Annotated in this window: 22 protein-coding genes; 12 read left to right on the top strand and 10 right to left on the bottom strand. The window is 42.7% G+C overall.

Annotated elements, in window-relative coordinates; genetic code table 11:
• Window positions 1-5: 5 nt before the first annotated feature.
• Together B4Z90_RS22260 and B4Z90_RS22255 are read left to right on the top strand one after the other, a co-directional pair.
• Complete coding sequence (locus tag B4Z90_RS22260; protein WP_204991107.1) at window positions 6-914, top strand: SMP-30/gluconolactonase/LRE family protein; 909 nt, start codon at window positions 6-8, stop codon at window positions 912-914.
• Window positions 915-1,515: 601 nt separating this feature from the next.
• Complete coding sequence (locus B4Z90_RS22255; RefSeq protein WP_204991106.1) at window positions 1,516-4,041, top strand: GAF domain-containing protein; 2,526 nt, start codon at window positions 1,516-1,518, stop codon at window positions 4,039-4,041.
• 40 nt (window positions 4,042-4,081) lie between these two features.
• Here B4Z90_RS22255 and B4Z90_RS22250 read toward each other — a convergent pair whose 3' ends face one another.
• From B4Z90_RS22250 to B4Z90_RS22220, 7 genes are all read right to left on the bottom strand, one after another.
• Window positions 4,082-4,321, bottom strand: coding sequence for a hypothetical protein (locus B4Z90_RS22250; RefSeq protein ID WP_239468852.1), 240 nt, complete (start codon window positions 4,319-4,321; stop codon window positions 4,082-4,084).
• Between the two features lie 131 nt (window positions 4,322-4,452).
• Window positions 4,453-4,656 (bottom strand): cyclic nucleotide-binding domain-containing protein, encoded by a 204-nt coding sequence (locus B4Z90_RS22245; RefSeq protein ID WP_236586045.1) that lies wholly within the window; start codon window positions 4,654-4,656, stop codon window positions 4,453-4,455.
• 392 nt (window positions 4,657-5,048) lie between these two features.
• The gene (locus B4Z90_RS22240; protein WP_112376341.1) at window positions 5,049-5,555 is read right to left on the bottom strand and encodes a helix-turn-helix domain-containing protein; all 507 of its coding nucleotides are present in this window, start codon (window positions 5,553-5,555) and stop codon (window positions 5,049-5,051) included.
• A 421-nt stretch (window positions 5,556-5,976) separates the two neighbouring features.
• Window positions 5,977-7,296: an NAD(P)-dependent benzaldehyde dehydrogenase MdlD gene (gene mdlD / locus B4Z90_RS22235; RefSeq protein WP_112376340.1), complete on the bottom strand. Its 1,320-nt coding sequence runs from the start codon at window positions 7,294-7,296 to the stop codon at window positions 5,977-5,979.
• Window positions 7,297-7,740: 444 nt separating this feature from the next.
• Entirely contained in the window at window positions 7,741-8,667 is a 927-nt protein-coding gene (locus B4Z90_RS22230; protein WP_112376339.1) for a helix-turn-helix domain-containing protein, read from the bottom strand.
• Between the two features lie 58 nt (window positions 8,668-8,725).
• Complete coding sequence (locus tag B4Z90_RS22225; RefSeq protein ID WP_201639146.1) at window positions 8,726-9,502, bottom strand: SDR family NAD(P)-dependent oxidoreductase; 777 nt, start codon at window positions 9,500-9,502, stop codon at window positions 8,726-8,728.
• 152 nt (window positions 9,503-9,654) lie between these two features.
• Window positions 9,655-10,305 (bottom strand): transcriptional regulator, encoded by a 651-nt coding sequence (locus tag B4Z90_RS22220; protein WP_201639145.1) that lies wholly within the window; start codon window positions 10,303-10,305, stop codon window positions 9,655-9,657.
• A 330-nt stretch (window positions 10,306-10,635) separates the two neighbouring features.
• Between B4Z90_RS22220 and B4Z90_RS22215 the strand changes: the two genes are divergently transcribed.
• Window positions 10,636-11,631: an aldo/keto reductase gene (locus B4Z90_RS22215; protein ID WP_286768083.1), complete on the top strand. Its 996-nt coding sequence runs from the start codon at window positions 10,636-10,638 to the stop codon at window positions 11,629-11,631.
• Window positions 11,632-11,709: 78 nt separating this feature from the next.
• A complete protein-coding gene (locus B4Z90_RS22210) occupies window positions 11,710-12,633 on the top strand; it encodes a helix-turn-helix domain-containing protein (protein WP_201639143.1) in 924 nt (307 codons plus the stop codon).
• A 63-nt stretch (window positions 12,634-12,696) separates the two neighbouring features.
• On the opposite strand, the gene B4Z90_RS22205 is transcribed toward B4Z90_RS22210, so the two are convergent.
• Complete coding sequence (locus B4Z90_RS22205; RefSeq protein ID WP_112376336.1) at window positions 12,697-12,957, bottom strand: hypothetical protein; 261 nt, start codon at window positions 12,955-12,957, stop codon at window positions 12,697-12,699.
• 258 nt (window positions 12,958-13,215) lie between these two features.
• Here B4Z90_RS22205 and B4Z90_RS22200 point away from each other — a divergent pair, with 258 nt between their 5' ends.
• The 4 genes from B4Z90_RS22200 to B4Z90_RS22185 all read left to right on the top strand — a co-directional run bounded on the left by B4Z90_RS22200 (window position 13,216) and on the right by B4Z90_RS22185 (window position 17,813).
• On the top strand, window positions 13,216-14,040 hold the full coding sequence (locus B4Z90_RS22200; protein ID WP_286803302.1) for an SDR family oxidoreductase: 825 nt from the start codon (window positions 13,216-13,218) through the stop codon (window positions 14,038-14,040).
• A gap of 64 nt (window positions 14,041-14,104) precedes the next feature.
• A complete protein-coding gene (locus B4Z90_RS22195) occupies window positions 14,105-15,016 on the top strand; it encodes a helix-turn-helix domain-containing protein (protein WP_286768085.1) in 912 nt (303 codons plus the stop codon).
• 182 nt (window positions 15,017-15,198) lie between these two features.
• Window positions 15,199-16,260 carry a fatty acid desaturase family protein gene (locus B4Z90_RS22190; RefSeq protein WP_204991101.1) on the top strand — a complete coding sequence of 354 codons (1,062 nt, stop codon included), beginning with the start codon at window positions 15,199-15,201 and terminating at the stop codon, window positions 16,258-16,260.
• 68 nt (window positions 16,261-16,328) lie between these two features.
• On the top strand, window positions 16,329-17,813 hold the full coding sequence (locus B4Z90_RS22185; RefSeq protein WP_204991100.1) for a DHA2 family efflux MFS transporter permease subunit: 1,485 nt from the start codon (window positions 16,329-16,331) through the stop codon (window positions 17,811-17,813).
• Window positions 17,814-17,957: 144 nt separating this feature from the next.
• On the opposite strand, the gene B4Z90_RS22180 is transcribed toward B4Z90_RS22185, so the two are convergent.
• Window positions 17,958-18,974 carry a hypothetical protein gene (locus B4Z90_RS22180; RefSeq protein ID WP_112376328.1) on the bottom strand — a complete coding sequence of 339 codons (1,017 nt, stop codon included), beginning with the start codon at window positions 18,972-18,974 and terminating at the stop codon, window positions 17,958-17,960.
• 195 nt (window positions 18,975-19,169) lie between these two features.
• Between B4Z90_RS22180 and B4Z90_RS22175 the strand changes: the two genes are divergently transcribed.
• Entirely contained in the window at window positions 19,170-19,547 is a 378-nt protein-coding gene (locus B4Z90_RS22175; RefSeq protein ID WP_112376327.1) for a hypothetical protein, read from the top strand.
• A 77-nt stretch (window positions 19,548-19,624) separates the two neighbouring features.
• Here B4Z90_RS22175 and B4Z90_RS22170 read toward each other — a convergent pair whose 3' ends face one another.
• Entirely contained in the window at window positions 19,625-19,966 is a 342-nt protein-coding gene (locus B4Z90_RS22170; RefSeq protein WP_112376326.1) for a winged helix-turn-helix transcriptional regulator, read from the bottom strand.
• A 105-nt stretch (window positions 19,967-20,071) separates the two neighbouring features.
• Between B4Z90_RS22170 and B4Z90_RS22165 the strand changes: the two genes are divergently transcribed.
• The 3 genes from B4Z90_RS22165 to B4Z90_RS22155 all read left to right on the top strand — a co-directional run bounded on the left by B4Z90_RS22165 (window position 20,072) and on the right by B4Z90_RS22155 (window position 22,765).
• The gene (locus B4Z90_RS22165; RefSeq protein ID WP_286803300.1) at window positions 20,072-21,034 is read left to right on the top strand and encodes an aldo/keto reductase; all 963 of its coding nucleotides are present in this window, start codon (window positions 20,072-20,074) and stop codon (window positions 21,032-21,034) included.
• A gap of 206 nt (window positions 21,035-21,240) precedes the next feature.
• Window positions 21,241-21,807, top strand: a complete 567-nt coding sequence (locus tag B4Z90_RS22160; RefSeq protein ID WP_112376325.1) for a hypothetical protein — start codon at window positions 21,241-21,243, stop codon at window positions 21,805-21,807.
• Between the two features lie 22 nt (window positions 21,808-21,829).
• Window positions 21,830-22,765: a 1-phosphofructokinase family hexose kinase gene (locus B4Z90_RS22155; RefSeq protein ID WP_112376324.1), complete on the top strand. Its 936-nt coding sequence runs from the start codon at window positions 21,830-21,832 to the stop codon at window positions 22,763-22,765.
• Window positions 22,766-22,830 lie beyond the last annotated feature (65 nt).

The following is a 22,830-nucleotide window of genomic DNA, read 5'->3' as shown; positions in this document are numbered from 1 at the left end:
TTGATATGTTCCATTCAGCTCATTCTCGCAGGCACTGGCCTACACTCTTGCTGTCCGTACTCTTCTCCTTAAATGGCTTAGATCTCAGCGCACAGTTGTTTCATCAGGACAGCCTAAAATTAATAGCCCGACAGTTTGCCTTTACCGAAGGGCCGGCAGTGGACAAGACCGGAGACATCTATTTTACCGACCAGCCCAATAACAAAATCTGGAAATATAGCACCAAAGGGCAACTTGCGCTTTTTAAAGATTCTGCAGGCCGCGCAAATGGACTTTACTTTAACCATCAGGGTCAGCTCCTTGCCTGTGCCGACGAAAAGAACGAAATCTGGTCAATCAGCAAAGATGGTCAGGTTACCGTCCTGCTGACCGCTATCGATGGAAAGAAACTGAATGGTCCAAATGATCTTTGGGCAGACAAGAAAGGTGGCATCTACTTTACAGACCCCTTTTATCTGCGCGATTATTGGCCCCGGAAAAAGCCAGAAATAGCGGGGCAGAAAGTCTACTACCTTCCGCCAGGAAAAGCGAAAAAACCCATCGTAGTAGCTGATGATGTCAGCAAACCGAACGGCATTGTCGGCTCGCCCGATGGAAGATACCTCTATGTCGCAGATATCGAACGGAATAAAACGTACAGGTATACCATTAAATCTGACGGCAAGCTCAGCGGACAGACAGCGCTTATCGATCAGGGATCTGACGGGATGACATTGGACCATTACGGAAATATTTATCTGACAGGCAAAGGCGTTTTTATTTATAGTCCGACGGGCCTGCTGATTGGCCATATTGAAGTAAATGAACCATGGACATCCAATGTCTGTTTTGGAGGTAAAGATCGTACGGATCTATTTATCACTGCTTCAACAGCCATCTATAGGATCGCCATGTATACCCGGGGAGTGGATTAATACCAACGAAAGAAAAAAACATTTTCTTGTCTCGTGTTCCGACCGTATTGAACAAGCTGGAATTTTTGAGCTGATGCTGATAGAAATTGAAAGTGTGTCGACAGCTGTCTTTATCACCTGATAAGTAACAGTCCAGTTTTAAAGGTAGATGATGAAACTATAAGCAATTTTATTTATCTTTATATTGAAATAAAGATTCGCTTAGCTATTCTGGCAAAAGCGATTAAAAATGACCATTTCATCTTTAAATCTAAAATCACTCCGACATGTATAAAACCGTATTAACGAGGCAATTTTACTTAAGCGTAATCGCCATCATAATCCTACCATTTACCACCTTGGGCCAAAGCCTTCCATTACAACTATTACCCCCGGTCATATTGTAGTAGAAGCTGAAATCGAAGGAAAGAAAGGAAACTTTATCTTCGATACAGGCGGGGGGATTAATCTTTTTTTTGAAGATTTTGCCAAAGACCTGAAAAAAAATGAAAGCTATAATTTTCTCACGGCATTTCGCGCAACAGGTGAAAAAATGACAATCCCTATTTACAGATCCTCTACCATTAAATTCAATGGTAAGTAATACGCATTACAAAAATATTTGAAACCGCATCGGTTCGTTCATGTTCTTACACTGCAGTTTTCGAAGCATACAACATTATTTGGAAACACAGTTCAATGGCGTCAATGTCATTGCAGTGTTTTTATCCAGCCGCTTTGGGTTTTCTTTTCGCCGATTATTTTATATTTTTGTACATCTTCCAGCAATAATCTAATTTATTCGGGAACAACCATTATGCAGTTTAACTTCGCCTTTGATTCCAGTCCGTTTAAAACCCTGATCGCTTTTCATAAGATTATACCATCCTTTGAAGCAGCGGCCCTATCGCCGGTTGGCTTTCAGGCCAGCTATGCCCGATCGCTGCTGGAAGAAATCAGCAAATACCCCGAACTTATCGATGGGGTCGAAAAAGCAGAAGACCTGCTGCGCTATGAGCCTATTATCAAGGTGCTGCTGGCCGACCTGTTCCCGAGCTCACTGACACATAATGAGATCAAGGCCATTACCATTCCCTTCCATCTCTATACGTTCAACCATACCGCAAGACTGGAAAAAATATTAGCGGATGCCGGCGATCACTATGAATTTAGCCTTCGTGATATCTCGCCCGATACCTATTACATTCTCAATTGCTGCGTTATCATCAGCCAGTATTATGGCTTTAAGGTGGATGCCATGGATGCCCCCCTCTTTTTGGATATTCCAGACAAGGACAATATCATCCATCATTACCGCGTCCTATTCAATGCCGATTTTATCGATGTCCTTCCGACAGAACGGGTACTCGATCTTACGGCTGAAGATATTACCGAACTGGTCGACAACTTTTCGGATATTGCCCTATGGAAGTCCAAATTCCCCGAGCAGAGCTGGATCCTGAAAGGCTTTTCCATTATGACACTTTTTGATGCGACCATTGAAAATGCGGTATCCAGCTTCAAGAGCAATCTGCTGCGCGAAAAAAGCGCTGTCCAGCTGGCAGAAATAGAAAGCATTTTCCGGTCGATTTATAAAATAAATGATCTGCGCATCGGATTGACCTCCTTTGAAAAGGTCAGGAACGAGTACAACTTACGGATTGTCGAAAAACAGCTGTACAGTCATCTGCTTTACGACTCGACGATCGAGGAATGTGAAAACATGCTCTGCAGCGAGACCTTGGAAAACCTGCTCACCAAGGACGAATATTTTGTTGTACCGGATATTGACAAGCTGCCGCTGGGTGATCCAAAGCAGGCCTATTTTATCAACAAGCTCAAGCAGCAACAGGTGAAGAGCTTTATTTTTGTTCCCCTCGTCGAAGGCGACAAAGTGCTGGGCTTACTGGAAATGTCCTCATCCAAAGTGCGGGAGCTCAATTCGGTCAATGCCAACAAGCTCAACTTCATTTTACCCTTTATCAAAGATAAAGTCTCGAAAGCATTTGCCGAAACTGAAAATCAGGTCGAAGCGGTGATCCAAAAGGAATATACCGCCATACACCCTAGTGTCAAATGGCGGTTTCAGGAGGAAGCCATCCATTTCCTCAACGACCGCGCCTTTGGAAAAGACTATGCCCTGCAGGAAATCGTCTTTGACCATGTTTATCCGCTCTATGGGCAGATCGACGTACAGGGCTCCTCAGAATCCCGCAATCAGGCCATCCGTCAGGACCTCATCAATCAGAGCAAGGAACTGATCGCATTGTTCACGGCGATCAACCAAACGCAGCGATTACCGCTCTTTGAGCAAAAGGTCTTCGATCTGGAAAGAAACCTGACTACGCTGCAGCAAGCGCTGCTGACCGATACGGAACAGCTTATGCTCGATTATTTTAACCAGGATATTCACCCTATTCTAGAAAATTTCAGGAAAAACAACAAAAATAGCGTCGCCACCGAAGCCATCGACCGCTATTTTGAGCGAATCAACCTCTCTATCGGCGGTTTTTATGAGGCCCGACAGGATTATGACAACTCCATCACGCTGATCAATAAAAAGCTGGTGGCCATCCTCGACGAAAAGCAGGTGGAAGCCCAAGAATACTTTCCACATTACTACGAGCGCTACAAGACAGACGGTATCGAGCACAACATGTATATCGGGGCCTCCATCGCTCCCGGTCGGAATTTTGAGCTCTACTACCTACGCAATTTACGGCTGTGGCAGCTGCAGGTGATGTGCGCGATGGAACGCGAGTTTAGGCAGCTCCAGCCCGCCCTTCCGCATCAGCTGGAAGTGACCTCATTGGTACTGGTCTTTGCCACCCCCATTTCCATCCGCTTTCGCATGGACGAGAAGCAGTTTGATATCGATGGATCCTATAATGTACGCTACGAGATTGCCAAGAAACGCATTGATAAAGCCAAGATCAAGGGCTCGACGGAGCGCATCACACAAAAAGGCAAACTGGTTGTTGTCTACTCCAATGTACATGAAGAAACAGAATATATGGGATACATCAACCTACTACAGCACAAAGGATTACTCGACGAAAATATCGAGCAGTTTGAGGTGGAAGATCTGCAGGGACTGGTTGGCCTGAAAGCGATCCGTGTGGGATTCTATTTTCAAGATTTGCACTAAAGTAATTCCTGGTGTTCCATCAGGTAGGCCAAGAAGAGTATCATCTAATGATCTGTTTGCGGATACAGCTCAAACTTTTGGGGTTCATGCCGAGGAACGATGCGATATATTGCATGGGTACGTTGTGCAGCAGATCTGGCTGTTCGGCCATGAGCTTGAGGTAGCGTTTTTCGGCCGTAAGCGTGGCTAGCTCTTTCGATCTCTTCTCATTATAACTCAAGGCTTGCTGAAACACATACACACTAAAGTCTTTAAATGCAGGCGATGGTGCAGTTAGCATATCGAGGTTTGCTTTAGTGATACGCAGCAGTTCGCAGTCGGTGATGCTTTCCAGGTTTTCTTCGGAACGCGTCTGATTGCTAAAATTCTGGTAAGAGCATATAAATCCCGGGGGACAGTTGATATGTGTCGTCAGTTCGTCGCCTTTATCGTTATAATGAAAAGACGTACAAAGCCCGATACAACGAAATAGAGGTAAGCCGGTACTTTTCCCTCCTCTTCGATGATCTGATGTTTGGCATAGCGCACTGGCTCCATATAGTTCTTACACAGATCAATTTCTGCCTCCGATAACTGGCAGTGTTGTTTGATAAGCTGAATAAACTTTGCGTGCATTGTATCTATTTTATTCGTGCCCCTCACCCTTGCGCTATGTACATTCCTCATGCTTTGAGCGTGATATTGCATCCGGGGAAACGTTTCGTTGACTAAACAAATATACTAAAAGCGATTGACATACTAATAAAATTAGTAAACAAATATCAATTTATTGAAATAAATACTTGATTTGAATCAGGATTTGAAAAAGCAAAGTCACGCTTTGCGAGAGCCTTTTATGAAGCAGTGGATATTGCTTCATAACAAATGAAGCAGCCCGGGGGCTGCGTCATTGAAAAAATAGTCTTTGCGAAATGCCATTTAGGGTTTGCGGTTGCTTGCCCTCACCGGTCTGTCTGGTTTATACTCATCCCTGCCTTTAGACCGCAAATGATATACGTTATCCAAAATTAATTATCTCTTTCGTTACGGTGCAAATGGGGCTGTTTGCCGGTATGTTTCTTGATGAAACTTCTGAAATTTGCGACATTACTAAAACCTATTTCGAAAGAAATCTGCGAAATGGATAGATTCGAATGTCTGATCAAGCGGATAGCCTCCCGGACTACAATTCCAGAAATGAATGCTTTTGCAGATTTCCCGCTATTCGCTGCGCAGAGCTCGGAAAGCCTTCTACTTGTAAGTTTTAATTTATTAGCATAAAAACTGACGGACGTACTTTCACGATAATACTTGTATACCAGAATGTTAAAGCTATTAAAGACGATCTGTTCCGATGAACTGCACAGCTTTGATAGGATCCCCTGAAGAGAGAGCCTGTAATGCCCTTCAAGCAAAATTGACTCGACACAGTGATGAGCGACCAGATCCAATATTTCCGGTCCCTGTACCCGCGCCATTTTTATGCGTTCAATAATAGCCGTATCAAAATAGGCCTGATTTCCCATATTTGCCATAAATTTGAAAATTTGAATCCATCAGCCACTGATTTGCCGTGGACGTGCTGGATTACAGGTTTAGATTCTATCAGCGCTTATTCTGGCCTCTCAAAGCCATTTTACCCCGCTAGAATCTCTCAAACCAAATATCAATAATTGAGCTGCCAATCAAAAAAAACAGGGTTTCACAATTGCTATCACACTTATCAAAATAGCAGGTAGTCCCGTGGTTATCAATCCATATGCTTCGATAGCTAGAAAGAGTAGCTAGGTCGAAGTGATTTTAATTAAACAGTTAACTAACCCGATCTGAGGATTCAACAGTTAACTAACCCGATCTGAGGTTGAAACGGAAATATAAGATCCGGAAATACCAAAAAAAAGGACCACCTTAACGGGTGGTCCTGATTATTTGATGAATTGTATGCGTGAGTTATCGCTATTTTACCTGCAGGATCGAACGCTGGTGACTAAAGTTTTCCAGACTAAATCTGCCGTGATATTTTCCCATTCCCGAAGCACCTACGCCACCGAAAGGAAGATAATGCGATCCGACGTGGATCAATGTACTATTGATCTCCGCATCGCCGCTGGTGGTTCTTGCGATCACGTCATCGGCAAATTGCTGACTTTCAGAAAACACATAAAGCGCCAATGGCTTGGGTCTGCTATTGATCTCTTTCAGCACTTCATCGATATTGCTGTAAGTTAAAATAGGAAGGATCGGACCAAAAATTTCCTGCTGCATCACCGCGTCATTCCAGTTGACATCGTCCATCAAGGTTGCTTCAAAATGGCGTGTTTCCAGATCATATTTTCCCCCATAAATAACTTTTTCGGGAGCGGCATCCAGGTATCCCGCTAAATTCCCGATCTGATGCTGACTTACAATCTTACCGATTTTCCCTAAAGATTCATCGTTGTACGTAGCTTTAAGATAAGATTTCAACTGATCGATAAAGGCGCCCTTCACAGATTCATGCACATACACATAATCCGGAGCAACACAGGTCTGTCCGCAATTGATCCATTTGCCGGCAGAAATGCGCTGAACGGCTTTTTCGATATCCGCATCATGGTGTACGATCGTTGGGGATTTTCCGCCCAGTTCCAAAGTAAGCGGAATCAGTTGTTCGGCAGCTGCCTTCATGACAATTTTGCCAACATTAGGGCTTCCCGTAAAAAAGATGTAATCAAAAGCAAGGCTCAATAAATAGGTGTTTTCTTCAATAGCGCCCTGAAAAACGGCAACATATTGTTCATCAAAAGCTTCGCTAACAATATCTTCAATCACCTGGGCAACATGGGGCGTGTTTTCAGAAGGTTTGATGATAGCCGTATTTCCGGCCATCAGGGCACCGATCAGCGGACTGAAAGTCAACTGCACCGGGTAATTGAAGGGACCTATAATATAGTTTACACCGTAGGGCTCATAAATGTACTTACTGATGACTTCCGCTCCCGAAGCATGCGGTTTTGATTTGACATAGGTTGGTTTTGCCCATTCTTCCATATTTTCGATCATATCGTCGAGTTCATCGAGAACAATCTGAACTTCGACGTATTCTGCTTCTGCCCTGCTTTTTCCAAGATCGATATTCACTGCTTCACAGACCGCATCCGTGTAACTCGCAAAAACTTTACGGAAATTTTGCAACTGTCTTTTACGGAATGTGATTTCCTTCGTTGCTTGCGTGCCGAAAAAGTCTTTCTGTTTTTCGAATACTTCTTTTATTCTGTTTTTAATTTCTGTAGTCATTTGTTCGTGATTTTATGCATTTTAAAACACACCTAGCGCATAAACTGTTTGTTTTAATAAAGTAAAAGTGTCTAGTGTGTTTTATATCTTGTAGAACAAGATTAAGATGCTTTGATACAAAACAAAGGTAAAATAATTTTATATTGCGCAAAACATAATATTGTCATATATATTAGCTGAAACCTGTATTCATACCGCAGTTTAACGTTATTATTACCCTTGCAGAGTACGTAATTTTGCCCATTCAAAACTGGACTGTAACACCTATTTTAGGCTCATGAATAAAATTTTCTATCTGAAAGATCTATGGCGGACATCAATACCTTTGAAGGGTTACAACAATAAAACCTCCCTATCCCTGCATTGGGTCAACAGCGAAGGGGTTATAATCTGGGCCAATCAGACAGAACTTGATCTGCTCGGTTATACTCCGAACATATATTTTTACTTTGATTTAAACATCCCTCTAAATTCCAGTGGCGTCTGAGCGGTTTTCTTTTTAAACAGTTTGCTGAAACTTTGTGCATGCTCAAAACCCAGTTCGTAAGCAATTTCATTTACGGTAAGTTGTGTCGTTGATAATTTCTCTTTTGCCCGCTCAATAAGTTTATGGTGGATATACTGCTGCGTGCTCTGGCCAATGAGCGAGCGTAGCATATCGCTTAGATAACCCGCAGACACATTCAACCGCTCCGAAAGAAAATGGACCGTTGGCACTCCCAGAATTACCGAATGATCATGATCCAGATAATCATCCAACAGCGCTTCTGCCTTCAGTAGAATATCATTGTTTATATTTCTTCGCGTAATGAACTGCCGCTTGTAAAACCGATTGACGTAGCTCAGCATTAACTCCACCTGCGAAATAATGACTTCTTGGCTAAATTCGTCTATCCGGTTGTCAAGTTCATTTTTCATGAAATTCAAGATCGCTATCATCGTTTCTCTTTCCTGATCAGATAAATGTAACGCTTCATTCACAGAATAGGAGAAATAGCCGTACTTCCTAATTTTATGGGCTAAAGGGGAACCCAGGAAAAAGTCAGGATGAATCAGCAGCAGATAAGCATAGGTATCCCTATTATATTCTGTGCTGCCCACCAATTGATTGGGCGCAAAGAAAAGCATACTTCCTTCATTAAAATCATAGTACCCCCTGCCGTACTTGAGTTTTCCGCTGTTTTTTGTTATAAAAGTGATCTTGTAGAAACTCAGGACATCGTATATTGGAGCCATAGCGGTATTGAATGGATTATCCTGATTGAAATGGACCAAGCTAATCAGGGGATGCTGCGGTTTTGGTAGGCCAAAAGCTTCGTGACTCTCTGATATGGATATAAAGCGTTTTAACTTATCCTCTTTCTTTTTCATACAATAAATTTATAAAAAAACCTGTAGCTTATAGCTACAGGTCTTCCTTTGTGTAATTCTACCACGGCACTTGACCCCCTTGTTCTGTGCGATAGGTAGCCGGTCCCGTAAAGCTTCCATTGGGTATATCTTCCGCCAGTGCCACGCGTATCGGCTCAAGTGAGCCTTCCTCCACCGTATCTGTACCTTCAAAGTTATTCAGGGCTGTCGCTGTAAAACCCGGACTTACCAGATGCACCTTAACATTTGTATTTTCCAATTCATTTGCAAGAGAAAGGAAAACACCATTTAAAGCGGTTTTCGAAGCGCCATATACGGCATCAAATCCACTACGGAATGCATTGTCCGGATCTGCATTCAGGGTCAGTGAGCCTAGAGAACTTGAAACGGTTACGATCCTAGATTGTTTTGCATTCCGGAGGAAGGGCAATAAGGCCTGTGTTATGGCAAGCGTGCCAAATACATTGGTTTCCCAAACCTGGCGCATTTCAGCTATGGATGTGACGCTTGCCTTCTGGGCACTAAGAATTTCCCACATTGTACGGCCGGGGATCCCTGCGTTTGAAATTGCCGCATTATTGACCAGCAGAGTAAGGTACCCAAACTCATTTTCTATTTTACTAACAGCATTCCTGATTGAATTATTGTCGGTAATATCCAGCTGAATGGCATGCGCTTCACCTTCTATCTGATTGGCGGCATCCTTTCCTTTTTCTAAATCTCGTGATCCAACAAACACATGATATCCATTTTCAGCAAGAGCTTTGGCAATCTGAAAACCAACACCTGTATTGGCACCTGTAACTAGGGCTACTTTTATTTCATTTGTCTGCATGTTAAACTTATTTAAATGTAACAGGACAAAGTTCCGCAACTATGGGCGGTCAATTGTAGCTGAATTGAGGATATTTCTAACCAAAATAAGGGTAGATTCAGATTCAGATTCAACGGTTGGGCGACTGTACTTTATTTATTAATGTGGAATAATTAATTGCGCGCGGGATACGTTGGCGCTGGATAATCCCTATCGACATGCATCTGATTGATCAAAATCTCCTTGATCAGGTGATTCATTCTCTTATCATTGACGTCGATTTTTACGATTTTGTGGCTATAATAGGTGTCGCTTTCAAACTCACTTTCGATTTTCTCGGCGAATGCAGGCGATAGTGATTTGTAGTTAAGTACAACTTCGGTTTCCTTTTCGGCTATTTTTTTTAACGTCAAAGTCCAGATTACCCCATACTCCGGAGAGAAAAAGACTTTTCTCGGCGGCGGTACTTTCAATTTTTTATTCTTTAACGAATACGTATACAGCATATGAATACTTGGTTTGGAAACATCTTTTGCCGCAGCAGTGACCAATTTATGATACTCTTTTTCGTTATCCACAACCGTTTCAATGCTTATCCCCTGCTCCTCGATTTCAAATCGGGCAGTCGAATCTGTACTTCTCAGGGCTGTGATTTTCATCTTGCTGTCGACAAACTGGCCGGACATATCGGGGATGCCCTCTTTTACGCGGTCAAAACTTGCAGCTAAACGCATCGGTACCAATTTAGTCGTCAGCGTTTGCGCATGTAGGCTACCCGCTGCAGCAATAAAAAAGAGTATTATACCAACATATTTTCTCATCATAATTGTTTTAATTTAGCGATTTCAAAACGATTAAAATCTGATCTTGAGACCTGATATTAATGTAAATTACACTTTTTGTCAGTTGTTTTCTCCTGTTGTTCGAAATTTGGCTAATCGCATTTACAATCCGCTGGATATTAATTCATATTCGCAACAGTTGGCTAATCAGATTCAAATCGTTTAAAAAAGCTTCAGAAGATGCCTATAAAGAAAAATTCAGGGTAGCTTAATTAGCGATTAGATCCGTAATTCAGTTACAAGTTTCCGTAATTGGGGTAAACATGCTGCAGGCGCTGCTTCGTAATTTTGGGTAACAAAAATAAGAAGCAGATGAAAACAAGAAAATTAGGCACGCAGGGACTTGAAATTCCAATGATCGGCTTAGGCTGTATGGGGATGAGCAGTTTTGCGTCCACTGGCGATATCTACGGCAAGGCCGACGAAAAAGAATCCATAGCCACCATCCACCGGTCATTGGAACTGGGAGGTAACTTTTTGGATACGGCCGATCTGTATGGACCCTTTGAAAACGAAAGGTTGATCTCTAGGGCCATAAGCGGCAAGCGGAACGATTACATCCTCGCCAGCAAGTTCGGCTTTGAGATTGATGATAAGGACCAGGTGACCTGGCGTATCAATGGTCGGCCAGATTATATCCGAAAGTCTATCGAGCGCTCGCTGAAAAACCTCGATACCGATGTGATTGACCTCTATTATATGCACCGCCCCGACCCGAATGTACCCATTGAGGAAACCGTAGGTGCCATGGGCGAGCTGGTCACAGCGGGCAAGGTCAGGTACCTGGGCATTTCGGAAGTTAGTGCCGAGCAGATCCGCAAGGCACATGCGACCTTCCCGATCACGGCTGTGCAGAATGAAATCTCCCTGTTCGGACGCGAAGTAGAGACCAATGGCGTATACGATCTGACACAGGAGCTGGGTATAGGCCTGGTCGCCTACTCCCCTTTGGGCCGTGGATTTATCACGGGTGAGATCAAGTCGCCGGACGATATTCCCGAAGATGATTTCCGCAGACTTATCCCGAGGTTTCAGGGCGAACAGTTTTATAAAAACCTCGATCTGGTGCGTGAACTCGAACAGATTGGAAAAGAAAAAGACGTTACCTCGTCCCAGCTGGCCCTTGCCTGGCTGATCCAAAAAGGAATCGTGCCGATACCGGGGACAAAAAGAGTGCGCTATGTGGAGCAGAATATCGCCGCTACAGACATCCTATTGACCGCCGAAGAGCTGCAACGCATTGAGGCTATTCTGCCGATCGGACTGGATACCGGATCCCGCGATGTAAGTATTCCGCTGCAATCTTAAAAAATATAAATGCCATGCGAGCAGAAAGCGCATGGCATTTTACTTAAATTAGTCTATTATTTAACAGGCAAAAAGAGCATGTCAAAGAAAGAACCCGTACTGATCAGGATCAATAGTATCGCTGACTATCATGAAGCGCTGCAGTTGCCCAAACCGCAGCATCCGCTTTTTAGCATCACCGATTTCTCCAAAAACAAGCATATACATCCAACGGTCGAGACCACCTTTCAGCTCAACCTGTACTGCATTTCCATCAAAGAAGATGCACAATGCGTATTGGGTTATGGCCCACATCAGTACGACTTCCGGGAAGGCCTGATGACCTTCTTTAAACCCGGGCAGACGATCAGTGTTGATCCCGATACTGCCCATGCCGAAGTAGGTTATTCCCTTGTTTTCCATCCCGATTTTATCCGCACCTATGACCTGGCACACAAAATCGGCAGCTACAGTTTTTTCGATTACGAAGTCAACGAAGCACTTTTTCTGTCCGACCGGGAAAAAGAGCAGATCCGAAACATCGGAAAAGGGATCTTAAGCGAATATGACAGTCCGATCGACAGCTATAGCCAGGATGCCATTGTCAGTTTCATCGAACTGCTGCTGGTGTATTCGCAGCGGTTTTATAACCGGCAGTTTATTACGCGTAAGGTACACAATGTACCCTTGGTGAGCCGGTTTGAACAATTGCTGGATCAGTATTTTGAAGCCGAAACCGAACACAAGGGTTTACCCCAAGTGGGTTACTTTGCTGAGCGGCTGAATATGTCGAAAAACTATTTAAGCGATTTATTACGGTTGCAGACCGGTGAAAGTGCGCAGAACCATATCCAACATAAACTTATTGAAAAAGCGAAAGATCTGCTGTCCAGGTCGGAACTTTCCGTTGCCGAAATTGCCTATCAGCTGGGTTTTGAACAGCCACAGTCACTCAATCGTTTATTCAAAAAGAAAACGGAGCTCTCACCGCTGGAGTTTAGACGGAAGATGGCCTCAAGCTAATATAACATCCTTAAAATCTGCTGTATATTGAGCTGCGGGCCACCATACAGTAGAATTTTTACCTTAAAGGCGATATCGAAGCGATAAATTGCGCCAGATTTCTGTCGCAAAATGCTGATCGGAGTGTCTATTTTCAAAAAACCAGTGGTCGCCTTTTTTTACGATTTTTTGATCAATTCCATCAAGCGAAATTGGCAATTCCGTATCGAGCTTTGATAAAGACTTTTTCAACAACACCAGTTGATAATCCTGTCCTTTGTAAGTTAAACGGAACACCTGTGAACGATGTGGTTCCCCGCTTATCCCGTCAATTGTGCCTTGCATAAATATAGATCTTCTAAAATTTTTAAAATACAGCAATTACGCCAATACGAATACGCCAAAAAGTATAAAATTGAGCAAAAATCAGCTTAACATTGCATCGTTTTTATAACGAATATCAACAAATAATCGTGCCAAAGTCGATGAATTTCCTGCTCCATTGGCGATGATTTTTTTCACACATTTTGATTTCGTCATTTTGGCTACAATCAAGCTCAATTTGGCAACAGTTACCCGATGCCTTCTTTAGACATTTGTGGTATGGAATCAAACAATAACAGCATGCAAAAGACAATTTTCATTACAGGAGCTTCTTCCGGTTTGGGAAAAGCAACTGCCAAATTATTTCAACAGGCGGGTTGGAATGTGATCGCAACCATGCGAAATCCTGAAAATGAAACCGAACTTACCGGGATCGAAAACATCAGGCTATTAAAATTGGATGTTACCGATCCGGCCCAGATCAAAGAAACTGTAGCAAAAGCGATCGCTATAAGTAACATTGATGTCGTTTTCAATAATGCAGGTTATGGTTTAATGGGTGCCTTTGAAACGTTGAGCGACGAAAAGATACTTCGCCAAATCAACACGAATCTGTTGGGTGTATTGCGGGTTACACAAGCCTTTATCCCCCATTTTAGAGCACAGAAAAGTGGTTTATTTATTTCAACCACATCAATTGGTGGATTTATGGGGTTCCCGTTACATTCGATGTATCATGCCACAAAATTCGCCTTGGAGGGCTGGAGCGAAAGCATGTCCTTTGAACTGAAAAAATTTGGAATAGCCATCAAAACAGTTGCTCCGGGAGGAATAGCGACAGATTTTGCAGGTCGTTCTTTGGATCTAAACCGAGCTTCGGACTATCAGGACATTGAAGACAAACTGTTCGAACAAATGGGTCTGATGATGCAAAATGCATCCACAGCCGAGCAAATTGCCCAAGTGGTGTATGAAGCCGCCACAGACAATAAAGATCAGGTACGTTATCTGGCATGCGAAGATGCACACGCACTCTATGAAAGACGATTACAAATCGGAAAAGAAGCGTTCAGACAGGAAATTGCAAAACAATTTGAGGCCTAATTTTTAAATCAGCAACTGCCTTGCGAGGCAGTTGTTTTTTGTAAATTTGTATAACAAAAACAGGATGCATAGTATCAATTCCATATCCGAATTTCATCGGCAATTGTCCTTGCCGGCCCCATTACATCCGCTCGTCAGTGTAATTGATGTAGCTGGAATTAAACCCGATGAAAGCGACATCTGGGAGCAGTTCTACGTGAATTTTTACAGTATTTCGCTCAAAAAAGATGTTACTGCAAAAATAAAGTACGGCCAACAGTATTACGATTTCGACAAAGGAACAATGAATTTTATTGCGCCCAAGCAGATTCAATCGTTAACGATTGCCGAAATCAGAAAGATGAATGTCGAATGCGGAAAAGGTTACATGCTGCTATTCCACCCTGATTTTTTGTATACCCATCCCCTGACCACCAAAATAAAAAACTACAATTTCTTTTCGTATGCGCTTAACGAAGCGTTACATCTCTCCGAACGGGAAGAAAAAGACATTATAGAAATTTTTCTTAAAATCGAACAAGAATATCAGCATATCGACAAGCATACCCAAGACATTATTTTGTCGCAAATAGATATGCTCTTGCAATACAGCAACCGTTTCTATGAGCGTCAATTCATTACTCGAAAAGCGGTTAACCATGCGCTGCTGACCCAATTGGAAAAATTGCTGGACGATTATTTCGACAGCGAAGAAACCTTAAAACAGGGGCTTCCAACCGTAGAGTATTTAGCCGAAAGCCTCCATGTATCAGCACGATATTTAAGCGATTTGCTACGTTCCGTTACCGGTAAAAACACACAGCAGCACATTCACGATAAGTTAATTGAAGAAGCCAAGGAACAACTTACGGCGACAAGCCTTTCCGTGGCCGAAATTGCCTATAAGCTCGGTTTTGAACATCCGCAATCGTTCAACAAACTGTTTAAGAAAAAAACCAATGTTTCACCTTTAGCATTCAGGCAATCGTTTAATTGACAGAACAGTAATAAATAAATTTTAGTGTTAATCCCGCTGACCTGTTCTCCGGTAAATTGACCTTTAACAATCTTTAACTTTACGACCGCGATATTTCAAATTTTATATGGTACATTTACATTGTTCTATCGCTCAAGATCGAACGTAATAAAAATTAAGAATATTTCTCGAGTAAAAACCCAATGTCCCAGTCAGTAAAATTCAGCAATGTCAATACATTGTTCTCTAAAACGTTAAAACAAAAAATTAATAACTATTTTCAAAATTCACTTCAGCCAAGAACCGGGAATGGTAAGATCTATCTTAAAGCCTCTATCCTCCTGATCAGCTTTGCGGTATTGTATCTCCTTCTGGTATTCGCACCTTTGCATTGGAGTATTTCAATAGCATTATGTATCATTTTCGGAGCTAATCTCGCTGCGATTGGTTTTAACATTATGCACGATGCTGGTCACAATTCTTTTTCAGACAATAAAAACCTTAACACTGTGCTGTCCTACTCGCTCAATCTACTGGGCGGCAATATCTACTTTTGGAAGCTCAAACATAATATTGCACACCATACCTATACAAATATCGATGGCGAAGATCACGATATCGAAGTCAAGTTTATGCGTATACACCACGACCAAAAACTTCGGAAACACCATCGCTATCAGCGTTTTTATTTTCCGCTTCTCTATGGAATCTCCTATTTAGCGTGGATCTTTTATCAAGATTATGAGAAATATTTCCGTGGACGCATGGGACATAAAACCGAGCAATTTCATTTTCCGGTCAAAGAGCGTATTATTTTTGGGGTCAGTAAGCTCATTCACTTCAGCTTATTTGTCATCCTTCCGATCATTTTCGTCGGGTGGCTGCCCACACTTATCGGTTTGCTGATTTCTGGTATTGTGTGTGGTATGAGTCTGGCCACCGTATTCCAGCTGGCCCATGTGGTGGAAGAAACCGAATTCAAAACCATTGACCAGTCAAAGGTCGAGGAAGAATGGATGATTCATCAGATTCAGTCCACCGCAAATTTTGCTACGGGCAGCAAAGCACTTACCTGGTTGCTTGGCGGCCTCAATTTTCAGGTTGAACATCACCTTTTTCCAAAGATCAGCCATGTTCATTATCCTGCGCTCAATCGGATTGTGAAGCAGACCTGCAAGGAATATAAAATACAATACAACGAGTTTCGAAGCTTCTGGACAGCATTTAGATCGCATTTAAAAGTGCTGGAGGCCATGTCAAAATAACCTCGTTATTAGCGAGTCCATTTCCTTTGTCCCTTGCCGATACATGTTGGTCATTTAATTGCCTTTAAATGACTTTTCTTTTTTCCGATAGGCTTACTTTTGTCGCACATGTATCCCGTTCGGGATTGAAGAAGAGCAAAATGAAGAAAGAATCACGCATCATATCGCTCATTGTTGGTGGCACACTGTTTATGGAGATGCTCGACACCACAGCGATATCCACGGCCTTACCCAAAATGGCACATGATTTTGAGAGTAATGTTGTACACCTCAGTGCGGGCATTACTTCATACACCGTCATGCTGGCCGTATTTATACCGATCAGTGGCTGGATCGCCGACCGCTACGGCGCAAAAAAAGTGTTCAATACCGCAATTATAGGATTTATACTTTCGTCGATCGCTTGTGGACTGAGTACCAACTTGACATCTTTCGTTATAGCGCGCATCTGCCAGGGTACAGCCGGAGCACTTATGGTTCCGGTTGGTCGTCTCATCGTACTGAAGCATACGGCAAAGAAAGATCTGGTCGATGCGATCGGTTATATTGCCTGGGCCGGATTATTAGGCCCTATTGTTGGCCCCGTACTGGGTGGATTTTTTACGACCTATTTTAGCTGGCACTGGATTTTCTTTATCAACATACCCTTCGGCGTATTTGCGCTGTGGGCCGTGCATACATTTATTCCGGCAATGGAATCTGAAAATAGCCGTCCACTTGATATTATCGGTTTTTTAATCAGCGGGATTGGCCTCGCCGGCATCATGCTGGGTACCGAAATGATCGGCGCTGCCAACGGAGATTATACCAAACCGCTTGTCACTATCCTGGCAAGCTTTGCCCTGATGGCTATTGCGGTATGGCACTCCAAACGTATACAGTACCCCTTGATCGATTATCGTATCCTCAAAATAAAGACTTTCCGGGTTACAGTCTATTCCGGCTCGATTACCCGTATGGTGATCAATGTTGCTCCTTTTATCTTGCCCCTTATGCTACAGCTGGGTTTCGGACTGAGCCCATTTCATGCAGGCCTCCTCTATATGGCCAACATGCTGGGCAGTATGAGCATGAAGCCCGTAGCCATTTGGATAACACGACGGTTTGACTTCCGTAGGGTTTTGATTGGGAACGGTATTATTTTAACAATTTTTACGGCCGGACTTTCCCTGCTTTCCCTGCAAACGCCAATCTGGCTTGTGGCCATCGTATTCTTTTTCTCGGGGCTTACCCGGTCGCTCCAATTTACAAGCCTGAATACGTTGGCCTACGCAGACGTACCCAATGGACAGCTCAGCAATGCGAATACGTTGTACAATACGGCACAGCAAATGGCACTGGGTATGGGTATCGCCCTGGGAGCGGTAACACTTCACCTTGCAAGCAGCTATTATCAGGATACCGTTTATCAGATGCGGGATTTCAGTTTGGCCTTGCAGTTAATTGCTGGCTTATCCCTGCTATCCTTAATCGAATATTTCAAAATTAAACCAAGTGACGGGGCCAATTTAAGGGGTTTGCCTTCACAAAAAGAAGTGCAGAAGGCCGCTTAGTCCTTTAAATATTAGGTGGACTTTTCGGTATTGGGTAGGCTTTTCGGACTGTAGCCAAATTGTTTTTTAAATGCATAGTCGGTCAGGGAAATGATGCACTATATTTGAAATATACCCGTTTGATCTTTATCATAGCAGAATTTATCAGTTCAATGGTATAAGTTGATCCCAGCCCTTATGCCGCAGATTATGTGCGTTATCCAAAAAATCTTTTAGCTTTTTTTCTTTTCGCATCCATTCGTTTACCAGAAGCAGGTTTCCGATCTCCATTTCCGTCATGTTCAACCGCAGGCATTGAAACACCTCCTTACGAAACTCCAGTTGAGACGCATTAGGCGAAATTGGAAAATGGATATGCATCATATTCACTCTACAGGTGCTACTTATACGGAAAAACCATTTGTCAAGCCCTCTTTTTTCTAGCTCCTGCAAAAAACGACCGGCCTCTAATCGCGTACCATCAATCAGTACAACTTGTTTTTCTCCTCTTTTAGAAAAATAGAAAGGAACATCAAACATACGAACAACATCTTTTCGCAATGCACTTAGATCGAATCGAGCTTGGATGTAAAGCACATCATAAAGTGATCCGATTGGGATACTTTTATCCAATTCGCTTGGAGGGAGTATGGTGACCACTTTTTCTACAGGAACTGTTTTTTCTGGTAACAGATCGCTGAAAAGCGTCAATGCGTTTGTTGGCGTAAACCACCATAATTGTCCTCTGATAAAAACATAGCTTACGTAGACCAAGCATCCTGTAGCAACAAGAGGCATATAATGGAACAAATAATTTATAAAAAACATATACGTACTACCGCTACGTACAAAAGCGATTAGATAGATAAAGCAGAGATAGACCATTAAAAGTGCTAAGGATGTGGACAGAATGGCCCATAACAGTTCTGATACTGGCAAACTATTGGTCTGCAAGCGTCCCCTTCTAAAGAGTTGCAATTCCGGATATTTTTTCTGCCAATGGATCCACAAAACTTTCAGCCGAACACGAATGAGCAGCGCAGCAACGACTATTGCCAAAGCAAATGCTAATGTCCAAGTCCAATAGGCTGGCGTCCAAATTCTATTTAACTTAAATCCATTATTTGCAATTAAATTAAAAATCGAAGAGACAAAAAAGCTCTCAACGAATAATCTTAACATTTTCATATCATTCCACCAAATACTGTTATTAGACTAAGGTTTATATTGTTTGAACATCTAATTTATTAAAATTAATCAAGTATTAAGCAAAATTGAATCTTCAAAAAGAAGATTATCCTCCAAAATCACGGAGGTTATTCCTTGGCATTCGTTTAAGTAATCTTTAAAATAAATATTTGCCAAAAGAGAATTTTTATGAAAGAAAACTTAGACGAGTTTGGTTTGGCAGCTAAAGTTGCCACACTTCTCGCGCTACCTAGGGTAGATCGCGCACTAGCGCTGCAGCTTATGAGAGATAATTTTGTGGACTGGATGGAGCACAACTTTAATCTAGGCTCCAATCAGGCGGATAAACTTAACCAACTTCCCGCTGAGCTTAGTCAAAAACTTGGCATTGCGATCAGCAATTACCTCATGGAGGACCATGTACTTCAAGTTCGAAAAGACGAAAAGAAAGATGAGGATCCAGATTTCACAGAGCTTTGTATATACGGGGTCGAGGAATGGCTAGATGGAGAACCTGAAGCAGAACCGACTCCCCTGTATATACGGATTTCATATAGAAATGCCTAGCCTTATAGTAAGGAATAGAAATATAACTTATGGGTTCCGATATGGACGCATGCACATCCCCTATCGAGCGGGATTTCTCATAAAATCTTTTCCAATTCATTTCTGTGATCCTCACCCCATTGGGCTGTTACCGCGATGACTGGTATAAGGCTTTCACCGAGCCCAGTCAGTTCATATTCGACTTTCAGCGGAAGCTGATCAAAGACGACTTTATTGATTAATCCATGTTCAATCAATTGGCCAAGCTGCGCATCAAGTACACGGCGGGTTGCATTGGGGATTTTCCGCTGCAGTTCACCCGGACGCTTGATACCTGAATGTATGGCCCAGAGCAGGTTTATTTTCCATTTTCCCTGAACCACTTGTAGGAACAGATGTAAACCGCAATCTAAATTGATCGGAAGCTTTTTTTCATACATAGCTGCTATATTTTACGAAGGCATAAAGTGGGTATAGATAAATTTATCCGTAATTGACACGGTTACTTTATGCCCTTAACTTTGCAACAAAGTAAATATAAAAATATGAAATACAAGTTATTTGGATCAAAAACAGGACTGCATGCCAGTGAAATAATTTTAGGAGCTGCCAACTTTGGAACCAGAAAAGGTTACGGAGCCGATCCCGAAGAGTCAAAAAAGATTTTAACAGCTTATGCTGATGCAGGTGGTAATTTTATCGATATATCGGATGTTTACCAATTTGGAGAGGCAGAAGAAATCGTAGGCAACTTTTTAGAGGGGCAGCGAAGCAATTTTATTATCTGTTCAAAATATACCCGAAGTAGTGATCCCAACCCTGCGATCGGTAATTTTGGGAATAACCGTAAATCTATGCGACAGGCTGTTGAAAAAACTCTAAAAAGATTGAAGACGGACTACATCGATATTTATATGCCTCATTATGACGATGGCGTAACTCCATGGGAAGAAATAGCCATGGGACTTCAAGATCTGGTCAGCGAAGGAAAAATAGTGTATGCAGGACTAACTAATTTCCCGGCATGGAAGGTGTCGGCCATTGGATCAGCAACAAAACTCAGTGCTTTACAGATTGAATATAATTTATTACAACGTACCGCAGACCGTGAACTGATCCCGATGGCAAAGGAATTTGGTCTTGGTGTGATGATGTACTCGCCAATGGCTGGCGGCCTGCTGACCGCAAAATATAGAAAAGGAGAAGCTGGGCGAATCAGCTATTCTTCTGGCGCTGAATATTCCGAGGACGAGAAAACCAAACTGATCATTGATGAACTGGTATTAATCGCGGAAAAATATGAAGCAAGCCCCGGTCAGATCGCGTTTGCATGGAATTTATCAAAAGAGGCATTCCCATTACTGGGAGCACGCAATAGCAATCAATTTGAGCAAAGTATGACAGCTACTGAAATTAATTTGACAGCTGATGAGCTGACCAAACTAGATGCTTTAAGCTCCATTAGCCTCGGGTATCCGCACGATCTGCTGAATACGGTACGTGGTTGATTTTGTAATCGATAGTAATTCTTAAAGTATATGAACTAAATTTGAATTTAAAATTGCGCCGCATGGCCAAAAGTGATTCTATTTCAGTGAACAGCATGCATTCCAGCAGTAGCATTGCTGTTAGATTGTAAGGGGACTAAAGAGATTCTTTTCGTATATTTACCCTTCTATTCGACGGGGGCATTAAATAAAATACAGGAAAGAAAATGAGTCAATATTTTTGGATCGCGGTGCCCGCGGAGCTATTTTTTCAGCATTGCGGAGAAACGATGGAAAAACATCGGGCTCAGGCCTATGTTGAGACGATAAACCGTCGTTCAGGAAAGCGCAATATTGTAAAATATAGCAAAGAAAATCAGTCGGCATTTTTGGAAAGCTTTTCATCAGCAGATTATCATGGGTTTTACCTATCCACCTACCCTTTTGCAGATCGGGAAACCAGCGTAGATTCAGGTGTCTTCTATGATTCACCTGTAGCCGAATATACCATTGCAGGAAGCGGGGGCTATGAAACTGACCGGACAAGGGAAATTATCCACTTGCGTCAGATCATGAAACAAGCGGACAAATCCGCAAAAGCATTTTTTGCGGCCTTGCAGCGCAGCCTCAAAAAAATCCCCGATCTACGCGATACCCTGAGCAGTGGAAATAAAAACCATTTTTACCTGCCGACATCAAAAAGTATTATTCCCCAAAATGCCCATAGTCGGCTTATAACACTACCCTGGGAAGAACACTGCCTGAGCAAAGACCTGGTCTACCAACAGCAATGATTCAAATTTATAACATAAACAAATGGCAAAATCTATTTTAACAATTACCCTGAATCCATCCATAGACAAGAGTACCCGTGTACAACATATCGTTCCTGAAAAGAAATTACGATGTGAAGCGCCTGTATATGAACCAGGCGGTGGGGGAATTAACGTATCTCGGGCATTGAAAAGACTTGGTTTGGCATCAACAGCCCTTTTTACATCCGGGGGAAAGACAGGCAGTTTACTCGAAAGCTTATTGAAGCTGGAAGATATTGCTATAGAACCTATTTGGGTGAACGGCGAGACCCGCGAAAACTTTATCGTGGTTGACAGCGCAACGAATCAGCAATATCGATTTGGGTTGCCAGGCGAACAGTTTGAGTCCAACGAACTGGAGGGGATCAGGACTTCGATTGAGGAAATCACCTATGTTCCGGATTTTGTCGTTATCAGCGGTAGTATGCCCGCTGGTATGCCGCCCGAGTTTAAACGATCGCTGATCAATACGTACAAAACGAAGGGCAGTAAAATAATCATTGATACCTCTGGCGATGCACTTCGCCTTGCACTGGAGGAAGGTGTCTTTTTGATCAAACCAAATGCCGGCGAGCTTGCTGCGCTTGTGGGAAAAGAGGAATTGGGGCATTCCGATCTGGATATGGCCGCCCAGCAGCTAATTTCGGAGGGTAAAGCAACTTTAATCGTTGTCTCTTTAGGTGCTCAAGGCGCTATATTATATTCAAAAACAGAACGAATACAGCTGCCTTCCCCACTGGTCAAGGTACGCAGTACGGTGGGCGCAGGTGACAGTATGGTTGCCGGAATGGTGTCTGTCTTAGCCCAACAGGGAGATCTGGAGCATGTCCTTCAAATGGGAATCGCCTGTGGCTCGGCCACGACGATGGCGGAAGGAACTGGGCTATTCGCTAAGGAAGATGTCGATCGGCTGTTCTCGGAAATAAAAAAAAGATAAATATTGAGGATTCTGCCTTACTAATGAAGATATTGCTTTACAAAAAGGCGCACAATCCCGTGCGC

The organism is Sphingobacterium sp. UBA5639 (genome assembly GCF_002421245.1).
GTDB classification, from domain to species: Bacteria; Bacteroidota; Bacteroidia; order Sphingobacteriales; family Sphingobacteriaceae; genus Sphingobacterium; species Sphingobacterium multivorum.
Note: the sequence above shows the minus strand (reverse complement) of the source record. Positions and strands in the feature narration are given on the sequence as shown.

Excerpts from the sequence above, each read along its gene's own strand:
- B4Z90_RS22250 (WP_239468852.1), bottom strand. The coding sequence starts at position 4,321 with ATGCTAACTGCACCATCGCCTGCATTTAAAGACTTTAGTGTGTATGTG.
- B4Z90_RS22195 (WP_286768085.1), top strand. The coding sequence starts at position 14,105 with ATGCATAGTATCAATTCCATATCCGAATTTCATCGGCAATTGTCCTTG.
- B4Z90_RS22180 (WP_112376328.1), bottom strand. The coding sequence starts at position 18,974 with ATGTTAAGATTATTCGTTGAGAGCTTTTTTGTCTCTTCGATTTTTAAT.
- B4Z90_RS22245 (WP_236586045.1), bottom strand. The coding sequence starts at position 4,656 with ATGCACGCAAAGTTTATTCAGCTTATCAAACAACACTGCCAGTTATCG.
- B4Z90_RS22155 (WP_112376324.1), top strand. The coding sequence starts at position 21,830 with ATGGCAAAATCTATTTTAACAATTACCCTGAATCCATCCATAGACAAG.
- B4Z90_RS22200 (WP_286803302.1), top strand. The coding sequence starts at position 13,216 with ATGGAATCAAACAATAACAGCATGCAAAAGACAATTTTCATTACAGGA.
- B4Z90_RS22260 (WP_204991107.1), top strand. The coding sequence starts at position 6 with ATGTTCCATTCAGCTCATTCTCGCAGGCACTGGCCTACACTCTTGCTG.
- B4Z90_RS22240 (WP_112376341.1), bottom strand. The coding sequence starts at position 5,555 with ATGGCAAATATGGGAAATCAGGCCTATTTTGATACGGCTATTATTGAA.
- B4Z90_RS22225 (WP_201639146.1), bottom strand. The coding sequence starts at position 9,502 with ATGCAGACAAATGAAATAAAAGTAGCCCTAGTTACAGGTGCCAATACA.
- B4Z90_RS22230 (WP_112376339.1), bottom strand. The coding sequence starts at position 8,667 with ATGAAAAAGAAAGAGGATAAGTTAAAACGCTTTATATCCATATCAGAG.
- B4Z90_RS22170 (WP_112376326.1), bottom strand. The coding sequence starts at position 19,966 with ATGTATGAAAAAAAGCTTCCGATCAATTTAGATTGCGGTTTACATCTG.
- B4Z90_RS22160 (WP_112376325.1), top strand. The coding sequence starts at position 21,241 with ATGAGTCAATATTTTTGGATCGCGGTGCCCGCGGAGCTATTTTTTCAG.
- mdlD (WP_112376340.1), bottom strand. The coding sequence starts at position 7,296 with ATGACTACAGAAATTAAAAACAGAATAAAAGAAGTATTCGAAAAACAG.
- B4Z90_RS22190 (WP_204991101.1), top strand. The coding sequence starts at position 15,199 with ATGTCCCAGTCAGTAAAATTCAGCAATGTCAATACATTGTTCTCTAAA.
- B4Z90_RS22210 (WP_201639143.1), top strand. The coding sequence starts at position 11,710 with ATGTCAAAGAAAGAACCCGTACTGATCAGGATCAATAGTATCGCTGAC.
- B4Z90_RS22205 (WP_112376336.1), bottom strand. The coding sequence starts at position 12,957 with ATGCAAGGCACAATTGACGGGATAAGCGGGGAACCACATCGTTCACAG.
- B4Z90_RS22220 (WP_201639145.1), bottom strand. The coding sequence starts at position 10,305 with ATGATGAGAAAATATGTTGGTATAATACTCTTTTTTATTGCTGCAGCG.
- B4Z90_RS22215 (WP_286768083.1), top strand. The coding sequence starts at position 10,636 with ATGAAAACAAGAAAATTAGGCACGCAGGGACTTGAAATTCCAATGATC.
- B4Z90_RS22185 (WP_204991100.1), top strand. The coding sequence starts at position 16,329 with ATGACTTTTCTTTTTTCCGATAGGCTTACTTTTGTCGCACATGTATCC.
- B4Z90_RS22165 (WP_286803300.1), top strand. The coding sequence starts at position 20,072 with ATGAAATACAAGTTATTTGGATCAAAAACAGGACTGCATGCCAGTGAA.
- B4Z90_RS22175 (WP_112376327.1), top strand. The coding sequence starts at position 19,170 with ATGAAAGAAAACTTAGACGAGTTTGGTTTGGCAGCTAAAGTTGCCACA.